Source organism: Rhodobacter maris (genome assembly GCF_900217815.1).
In the GTDB taxonomy this organism is placed as follows: Bacteria; Pseudomonadota; Alphaproteobacteria; order Rhodobacterales; family Rhodobacteraceae; genus Rhodobacter; species Rhodobacter maris.
Window position 1 is genome coordinate 1 of the sequence record NZ_OBMT01000029.1, and the last position, 7,414, is coordinate 7,414.

10 protein-coding genes are annotated in these 7,414 nt (G+C 66.9%); 9 read left to right on the forward strand and 1 reads right to left on the reverse strand.

The annotated features are described in order from the left end of the window. Positions 1-398 precede the first annotated feature (398 nt). Positions 399-779 (reverse strand): helix-turn-helix domain-containing protein, encoded by a 381-nt coding sequence (locus CRO22_RS18020; protein WP_141399486.1) that lies wholly within the window; start codon positions 777-779, stop codon positions 399-401. Positions 780-1,207: 428 nt separating this feature from the next. Between CRO22_RS18020 and CRO22_RS18025 the strand changes: the two genes are divergently transcribed. From CRO22_RS18025 to CRO22_RS18065, 9 genes are all read left to right on the forward strand, one after another. Next, positions 1,208-1,663, forward strand: a complete 456-nt coding sequence (locus CRO22_RS18025) for a hypothetical protein (RefSeq protein WP_097071533.1) — start codon at positions 1,208-1,210, stop codon at positions 1,661-1,663. After that, entirely contained in the window at positions 1,660-2,022 is a 363-nt protein-coding gene (locus tag CRO22_RS18030; RefSeq protein WP_097071534.1) for a hypothetical protein, read from the forward strand. Before CRO22_RS18025 ends, CRO22_RS18030 begins: the two co-directional genes overlap by 4 nt. Positions 2,023-2,193: 171 nt before the next feature. Beyond that, a complete protein-coding gene (locus tag CRO22_RS18035; RefSeq protein WP_141399487.1) occupies positions 2,194-2,760 on the forward strand; it encodes a hypothetical protein in 567 nt (188 codons plus the stop codon). A gap of 48 nt (positions 2,761-2,808) precedes the next feature. Further along, complete coding sequence (locus CRO22_RS18040) at positions 2,809-3,474, forward strand: hypothetical protein (protein WP_097071536.1); 666 nt, start codon at positions 2,809-2,811, stop codon at positions 3,472-3,474. 172 nt (positions 3,475-3,646) lie between these two features. After that, on the forward strand, positions 3,647-4,231 hold the full coding sequence (locus CRO22_RS18045) for a hypothetical protein (protein ID WP_097071537.1): 585 nt from the start codon (positions 3,647-3,649) through the stop codon (positions 4,229-4,231). Then, positions 4,228-5,145, forward strand: a complete 918-nt coding sequence (locus CRO22_RS19380; protein ID WP_097071538.1) for a hypothetical protein — start codon at positions 4,228-4,230, stop codon at positions 5,143-5,145. The genes CRO22_RS18045 and CRO22_RS19380 overlap by 4 nt, the downstream gene beginning before the upstream one ends. A 121-nt stretch (positions 5,146-5,266) precedes the next feature. Continuing rightward, positions 5,267-5,656, forward strand: coding sequence for an HNH endonuclease signature motif containing protein (locus CRO22_RS18055; RefSeq protein ID WP_097071539.1), 390 nt, complete (start codon positions 5,267-5,269; stop codon positions 5,654-5,656). 144 nt (positions 5,657-5,800) lie between these two features. Then, the gene (locus CRO22_RS18060) at positions 5,801-6,238 is read left to right on the forward strand and encodes a P27 family phage terminase small subunit (protein ID WP_097071540.1); all 438 of its coding nucleotides are present in this window, start codon (positions 5,801-5,803) and stop codon (positions 6,236-6,238) included. Further along, positions 6,225-7,414 (forward strand): terminase large subunit (locus CRO22_RS18065; RefSeq protein WP_097071541.1); only part of this gene is annotated, 1,190 nt, incomplete at its 3' end. The genes CRO22_RS18060 and CRO22_RS18065, both read left to right, overlap by 14 nt.

Consider the following 7,414-nt stretch of genomic DNA (forward strand, 5'->3'; position numbering starts at 1 on the left):
GCTCAAGCGCTGCGGCGAGGTTCAACGCGGTGCGCAGGCCGAGGTTGGCAAAGAGCAGCCCGGCGGCGAGGATCGCGGCAAAGGTCGAGAGCGGGAAGGCGGGCCGATGCGGCGCGGTGAGCCCGTCGCGCAGTCGCAGAAATCTGGGTTCATCGCGCCGCATCATTGCCTCCTGTGCTGTGGTTAGGAGGCAATAAGATGGACAAAAAGTCCACTAGTCAAGCGTTAAAATAGACCAAAGGTCCATTGTCGTTCTTCGGGGTCTTTGAAATAACCCCTCTTGAGGGGGGATGAATGCATGTATTCAATGCTCGATCTGCTGGTTCTCGGAGCGGCGCGCATGACTGGGGCGTCGGTCAAGGAAACGTACTGCGCAGGATGTTGCATTAAGGCGAAGCTCAATGCTCTTTGGGGGCGAGTCTCGCGGCGACCTTAGCCGTCCGCGCTGCATGCATGTTCTCAGCTAGCGCGGCGCGGATTTCGAGCGGTGCATCAGAAAGGATGCCCCGGTAAATAAAGTCTAGTCCTATCCCGTAGAGATCGGCAATTTTGGCTCCCATCGCAATGTCGAGGCCTTTTGTTCCCGCCTCGACCTTGGTGAGCGTGCTCCGATCTAAGGCGATGGAATCAGCGAACGCAGCCTTGGTCATGCTCAGTGTCTCGCGGATCGCAGTTATCCGCTCCCCGACACGATCAGGGTGCATTTCGGGTGAGAGAATGGCAGCGGCGACGAGCTTTTTCATGCCCGAAGGTTGCGCGGCGTTGGAAAAAACGTCCATCGACCTTTTGTCCATCGTTGACGAATGGACCTTTTGTCCACTAATGAACTGGTATGAACACATGCAAAACCGTCCGTAATCTGATCGACCAGTGGCCTGTGCGGCGCGACTTAGCCTCTGATTTGGGGGTGACCGTCGACCGTGTGAACAAATGGGTCCGCGTAGAGTCGATCCCTGCGCGTTACCATGCGGGGCTTTTGCGTGCCGCTTGGCGCCGCGGGTATTCTGTTTCCGCAGAAGATCTGGTGCGCATGCATGACAGATCGGGATGCGAAACGGTTGCGAAGGGGGTGTTGTTGCCCCGTCAGACCGAGCCCGCGTCGGGTTTTGGGGCGGAGGGCGTGCGCTGATGAGTGCTCCTGTTTCATACCGGCAAGATCGTTTGCGCCCCTGTTTCTCACAAGAAAACAAGGTTTCGGGGGGCTCTGATGTTTGATCTCCGGGCGACGTTACGGATGCAGGTTCGGGCGCTGACCGAGCGGCTTGGCGGGGTGCATGGCACGGCGGCGGCGATTGAGGCGCGCTGGGGCGATGCGGTGTCGCCGGGCACGGTGTCGCGCAAGCGGGAGGGCTCGCTCGACTTCACGGTGGCCGATGTGGTGGCGATCGAGGATGCGCTCGGGGTGTATCCGGTGACGCGGATGCTGGCGCGGCGGATGACGGAGACGGCGGTTTCGGCGGTGACGAGCGCGGCGGAGCTGGCGTTGCAGGCGGGGGAGATTGCGCGGGAGGCGGGCGAGGCGGTGGCGGCGCTGGTGCGCGCGTCGCAATCGATGAAGGCGCATGATGATGCTGCTGCGCTGAAGGAAATCGACGAAGCGATCGAGGCGCTGCGCAAGGCGCGTATCGCGCTCCAAACGCGCATGGGCGGGGGGCAGCCATGACGGGCTTTGCGGCGATGGTGATCGAGGGCGGGTCTGGCGAGGCGCATCTGGCGCTGCGGGTCGAGACCGGGCGGATGGTGCGGTTTCTGGATCTGGTGCGGAAGAAGCTCGCCTTGATCGGCGACGGCGAGATCGATGCGATCGAGCGGTTTTGCGACGGCGGGGGGCTTGTGCGACTGGTGCAGGTTGCGCCCGAAGGGGGCGCGCTGGTGCTGCTGGCGGTGCCGAGCCTGCGGATGCTGCATTTTCTGGACCGGTTTGACTGCGCGCCCTGGGCGGCGCTGGCGCAGGCCTTTGCCGGGGTCGATGTGCCGCCGGAGGTGACGGATGTCGATGACCTGCTGGCGCGGTCGTTTTGAGGGCCGGGCGGTGGGCCGAGGAAGGAGGGATGCGATGAGCGTGGAGCGGATCAGCGGGCCGGGGGCGCCGCGGGCGCGGGCGGGCTGCGATCAGTGCGGGCGGGCTGCGATCAGTGCGGGCGGGCGGAAGTTGTGGCCTGCGCGCCGCCGCGGATGAACCGCAGGCGGGAGGTGAGCCCGATCGAGGGGCAGGTGAACACGAAGCTTGTGCGCCAGGGCTGGGCGATCGTGAAGGGGCGGCTTTTGTGCCCCGGCTGCGATGCGCGGCGGCGGGCGTTTGCGGAAGATGGAGGCAAGAGCAAGGTGGAGAAGGCAGGCAAGACCGGGGTGCTGCGTGCGCCTTCGCGCGAAATGCTGCGCGAGATCAATCAGATGCTCGACGTTGTTTATAACGTCGATGCGGGGCGCTATCGCGGCGCGGAGACCGATGTGACGGTGGCGGAGGCGATCGGCAACGGCTGCCTTTTTGGCTGGGTGGCGGAAGAGCGGCGGCGCGCGTTTGGCGACAGCGGCGAGAACGACGAGATGCAGGTGACGAAGGTCGATCTGGGCGCGCTGGCGAAACGGGTCGAGGCGGCGCTGGCGGATCGGCGCGCGCGGCAGTGCGAGATCGAGAAGGCGGCGGCGGCGATCCGGCAGGAGGGCGAGGCGCTGGCGCAGCTTTTTGGGGAGGTGCAGCGCGCGATGGGCAAGCTCGACACGCTGGCCAAAAGCGTTCTGCCGCGCGGGGCGAAATGATGGGCGTGCGGATCCACGAGGCAGATCACAGGGCGCGGAGGATCCGGGATGGCTGAGGCATTCATCGGGACCGGGAAACAGCGCCATGCGGCCTTCACGCCGGTTGGCGCTGAAGACATCCTCGACTATCCGCTGTCGAATGAAGACCGGCTCGACAGCCATTACTTCGTGCCCTGGGAACGGCGGCGGTGGCTGAACTCCGACATGCGGTTGCGCGGCACGGCGGAATGCCGGGCGATCTATCTGGATCTGATCTTCATCTCTTATGACCAGTCGCCGGTGGGCACGCTGCCGGTCGACACCGATATTCTGGCGCGGCTGGCGATGGTCGACCCGGTGCATATGCGGGCTTTGTGCAACTTGCCGTTCGGGCCGTTGCATCGGTGGGAGCGGTGCCGGTGCGAGGGCGGCGAGATCCGGCTGATGCACCCGATGGTGCTGCGCACGCTGACCGAGGCGATCGCGCGCAAGGAGGACAACCGCGCCAAGAATGACGCCGCCAATGCCGCGAAGCGCCGCCAGCGGTTGCGGATTACCGTGTCGGGCTATTCGGCGGATCTGGCGCGAAACGATGCGGCGCTTTTGTTCATGGATGAATGGCTGATGAGCCAAGGCTGCGAATACCGCAGCTCGAGCTGGATCGAGCGGGCGGTGTCGGCGTGGTCGGATCACATGCTGGCGCTGACGATGCGGGCCCGATCGGACCGGTCGTAACTGTCCAAGAGTGTCCGGAAGACAGTTCAAGACGGTCTTGGACACTCTCGGACTGTCCTGCACGACAGGGAAAAGGACAAGACATTGAAAGGGATAGAGGCCAATCCGCAGACAGACCCAAGCGGGGGCGCCTGTGGATATGTGGATAAGTGCTGAGAAAGGAGCAGGGAGAATGGACAGCGCGGAGCAACAGGCGGGGGCGCGCCGGGTGCGGGAATTGCTGGTCGAGCCGCTGGAGCGGCGCGGGTTGGCGCGCCCGGCGAAGATGACGGCGGCGAAATACAAGGAGATGATCGACGATCTGTGCGCGCGGTTGGCCTATATGACGCCGCTCAACCTGAAGGCGCTCGAAGAGCGGGTGGCGGAGCAGCCTGCGGGGAAGGATCGGGACCGGATCCCGATCGCGAATGAGATCCTCAAATGGGCGCTCGACATGCAGGATCCGGACACGGGCCCGTCGCCGCTGATGCGGGCGGTGTTTGCGCATGCGACGGGGCGCGCGGCGATTGCCGAGGGGTGGGCGCCGGAGCTTTTGGAGGATGTGCGCAAGAACCGGCGCTGGCCGGGGCCTTATGTCGAGGCGCAGTTGAAGGAGGTGGGGCGAGAGGCCACGCGGCGGCTCACGATCATCGAGGAGCGGATGGCGGCGGGGCGGGCGCAGGCGCCCGAAGTGATGCGCTGGCGCGAGGCGCGCAAGGCGGAAATGGCGAAATGTCAGGAGATCGCCGCGCTGGCGCGGCAGGAAGGGGCAGCATGAGCATGATGGGGTTTCCGGGCGGGCGGGTTGTGCCTGCGACGGTATTGGCGGAGCTGGCGGTTCGGGAGCTGACGGGGACGGCGGATCCCGCGGCGACCCGGGGGCTTTCGGGGCGGGACCGGGCGCAGTTCCGGTCCTGGGTGGAGGTTCTGGATTGGGCGTTGTCGACGCGGGCGGTGACGCGGGGGGAGCTTTGGGCGCGGCGGGAGGGCTCGGGCGGGCCGGTGGAGGTGGTGCTTTCGCTCTCGAAGATGCAGGCGCTGTCGCAGGCCTATGTGATGGCGCAGGCGCGCGCGCCGGAGAGCTGCGGGCCGGAGATCGTGGCGGCACCCGCGCGGGGGGCGTGCCGGGTGATCACGATGCGTCAGATCCGACCGGGCACGCGCAACACGATCGAGGAGGCGGGCTATCAGGGGCCGGGGGAGGCGCGCCCGCGCAAGGCGGTGCGGGCGGCGGATGTGTTTGACCGGATGGAGGCGCGGGCGCGGGCGACGGGCAAGCCGGTGCCGTTCACGCCGGGGCAGATCGCGATGGCGCGGCTTTACCGCACGCTGGTCGAGCGGCATGCGGCGGGCGGGGTGAAGCTTTCGAGCCTTGAGGGGCGGCGGGGCGGCTCGGGCGGGGGCGCTCTTGATGTGACCGACCTGCGGCTGGAGGAAGCGCGCCGGATTGCGCTTTTGCGGGCGCGGATCGGGGAGGGGGCGGCGATGGTGGTGCGCCGGGTGCGCCCGAGCGCCCGCGGGCCCGGCGCCTCGGTCATCCTTGATCGGCGGCTCGTCGATGCGGTTTGCCTTGAGGATCTGGACCCGAGCGCGGTGCTTCTGGCGCATGGCTGGGCGCCGAAGGGGGAGCACCGGGAGCGGCTGCGCAGGGCGCTTGGCGCCGCGCTGGAGCGCATGCAGGGGTATCCCTGAGAAAGGGTCTTGACGCTTGAGTCCGTCAGCGGCATACCTCTTGGCATGATCTACACGAGCGCCCGGCGGGACCACCCGACCGGGCGCTTGCTTTTCCAGACAGCGATGACGAGGCGGGCCGATGCGCAAACTGTGCCGCGCGCCGGGCTGCGATGAGCTGGCGCTTGAGGGGCTGGCGCATTGCGCCGAGCACGAGGCCGAGCGGCAGGCGAAGCTCGCCGCGCGGCGCAAGGCGGCGAAGGCGGGGGCGGCGGCGCGTGCGGGCGCCGAGTTCTACGGCACGCAACGCTGGCGCAAGGCGCGCGCGACGTTCCTTGATCGGCATCCGCTGTGCGAAGATTGCGCGAGCCTCGGGCTTGTCGTGGCGGCGCGCGAGGTGGATCACCGGACCCCGCACCGCGGTGACGCGGGGCTGATGTGGGACCGCACGAACTGGCAGGCGCTGTGCAAATCCTGTCACTCGCGCAAGACCGCGCGCGAGGTCTGGCACGGGGATCGTCGCGGCCCCTGATCTCGGGGGCGGGCGCCGCCCCCCACCGGGGGGTGCCCTCAAAATCTCGCACCGCGTTGGGGCACCGGCCCGTGGAGGTGCCTTTTTGCGCCCGGCTATTTGGCAAAAAAAGCCCATCTGTCTGAGAGTTATGGAGGATGAACGATGAAGGGGCCGAAGCCTTCGCTTCATAATGTCATCCCGATGAAGGGGGACATGACCGCGCCGGTGCCCGCGGCGCCCGAATGGATGACGAGCGAGGCGCGCGAGGCCTGGGACCGGCTCGCGCCGTCGCTGGTGGCGAAGGGGCGGCTGGAGCCCGCGTTCGAGGACAGCTTCGCGGCCTATTGCGAATGCGTGGCGGACGTGATCCGGCTCACCGGGGATCTGGCGATCATGGGCAGCTATTACGAGGTGAAGACGCGCAACGGCCTGCAGCAAAAGCACCGCGCGGCCTGGACGCAGCGGGGGCAGGCGATCGCGCTGATGAACCAGCTCTCGGCGCGGTTCGGGCTGACGCCGGTCGATGATGCGCGGCTGAGCTCGGGCGGGCAGGGCGATCTCTTTGCGGACCTTCTGGAGCAGATCAATGGATCCCGTTGACCATCCGGTCTCGTGCTATGCGCGCGATGTGATCGAGGGCCGGGAGGTGGCGGGGGAGCTCGTGCGGCTCGCCTGCGCGCGGCATCTGCGCGATCTGGAGACCGGGCGCGACCGTGGCCTTTACTTCGACTGTCAGGCGGCGAGTGCGATCACCAACTTCTCGAAGCTGATCCAGCACACCACCGGGCCGATGGCGGGCCAGCCCCTGGAGCTGCAGCCCTGGCAGGTGTTCCGGCATGGCTCGGTCTTTGGCTGGAAACACGAAGAGACCGGGCTGCGGCGGTTCCGCGCGACCTATCACCAGGTGGCGAAGAAGAACGGCAAGACCACCGACACCGCGGTGCCGATGCTCTATACCCAGCTCTTTGACGGGGAGGCGGCGCCGCAGGGCTATTGCGCGGCGACGACGCGCGATCAGGCGGGGCTCCTCTTTGGCGAGCTGAAGCGGATGATCGGCAAGAGCCCGGCGCTGACGCGGCTGATGCGCAGCTGGCGCTCCTCGATCGACACGCCCGCGACGAGCGGGGTGATCAAATGCCTCTCGCGCGACGGCAACACCTCGGACGGGATCAACCCGCATTTTGCGGCGCGTGACGAGGTGCACCGCTGGAGCGACCGGGAGCTCGCCGAGGTGGTGGTGAACTCGATGATCGCGCGGGCGCAGCCGATCGATTGGGCGATCACCACGGCGGGGGCCGACATGGTGTCGGTGTGCGGGGAGATGCGCGAATACGCCTCCGAGGTGCTGCGGGGGAATGTGAAGGATGACGCCTTCTTCGGCTATGTGGCCGAGCCGCCGCTCGACTGCGACGTGAATGATCCGGCGGTGTGGAAGATGGCAAACCCGAACCTCGGGATGACGTTCAGCGAGGAGCGGTTCCGGGCGATGCTGCACGAGGCGCAGGCGATTGCGGGGAAGATGCCGAACTTCCGGCGCCTGCATCTGGATCTGTGGACCGAGGGCGCGCAGTCCTGGATCGAGCGGGAGGTCTGGGACAAGGGGGCGGCGCCCTTCGATCTGCGCGCGCTTCGTGGCCGCGATGCCTGGGTGGGAATTGACCTCTCGAAGACCACGGATTTGACCGCGATCTGCGTTGCGGTGCCGGTCGACGGGCTGATCCATCTGATCACCTACACCTTCCTGCCCGCCGGGCCGAAGGGGTTCATCCAGCGCGC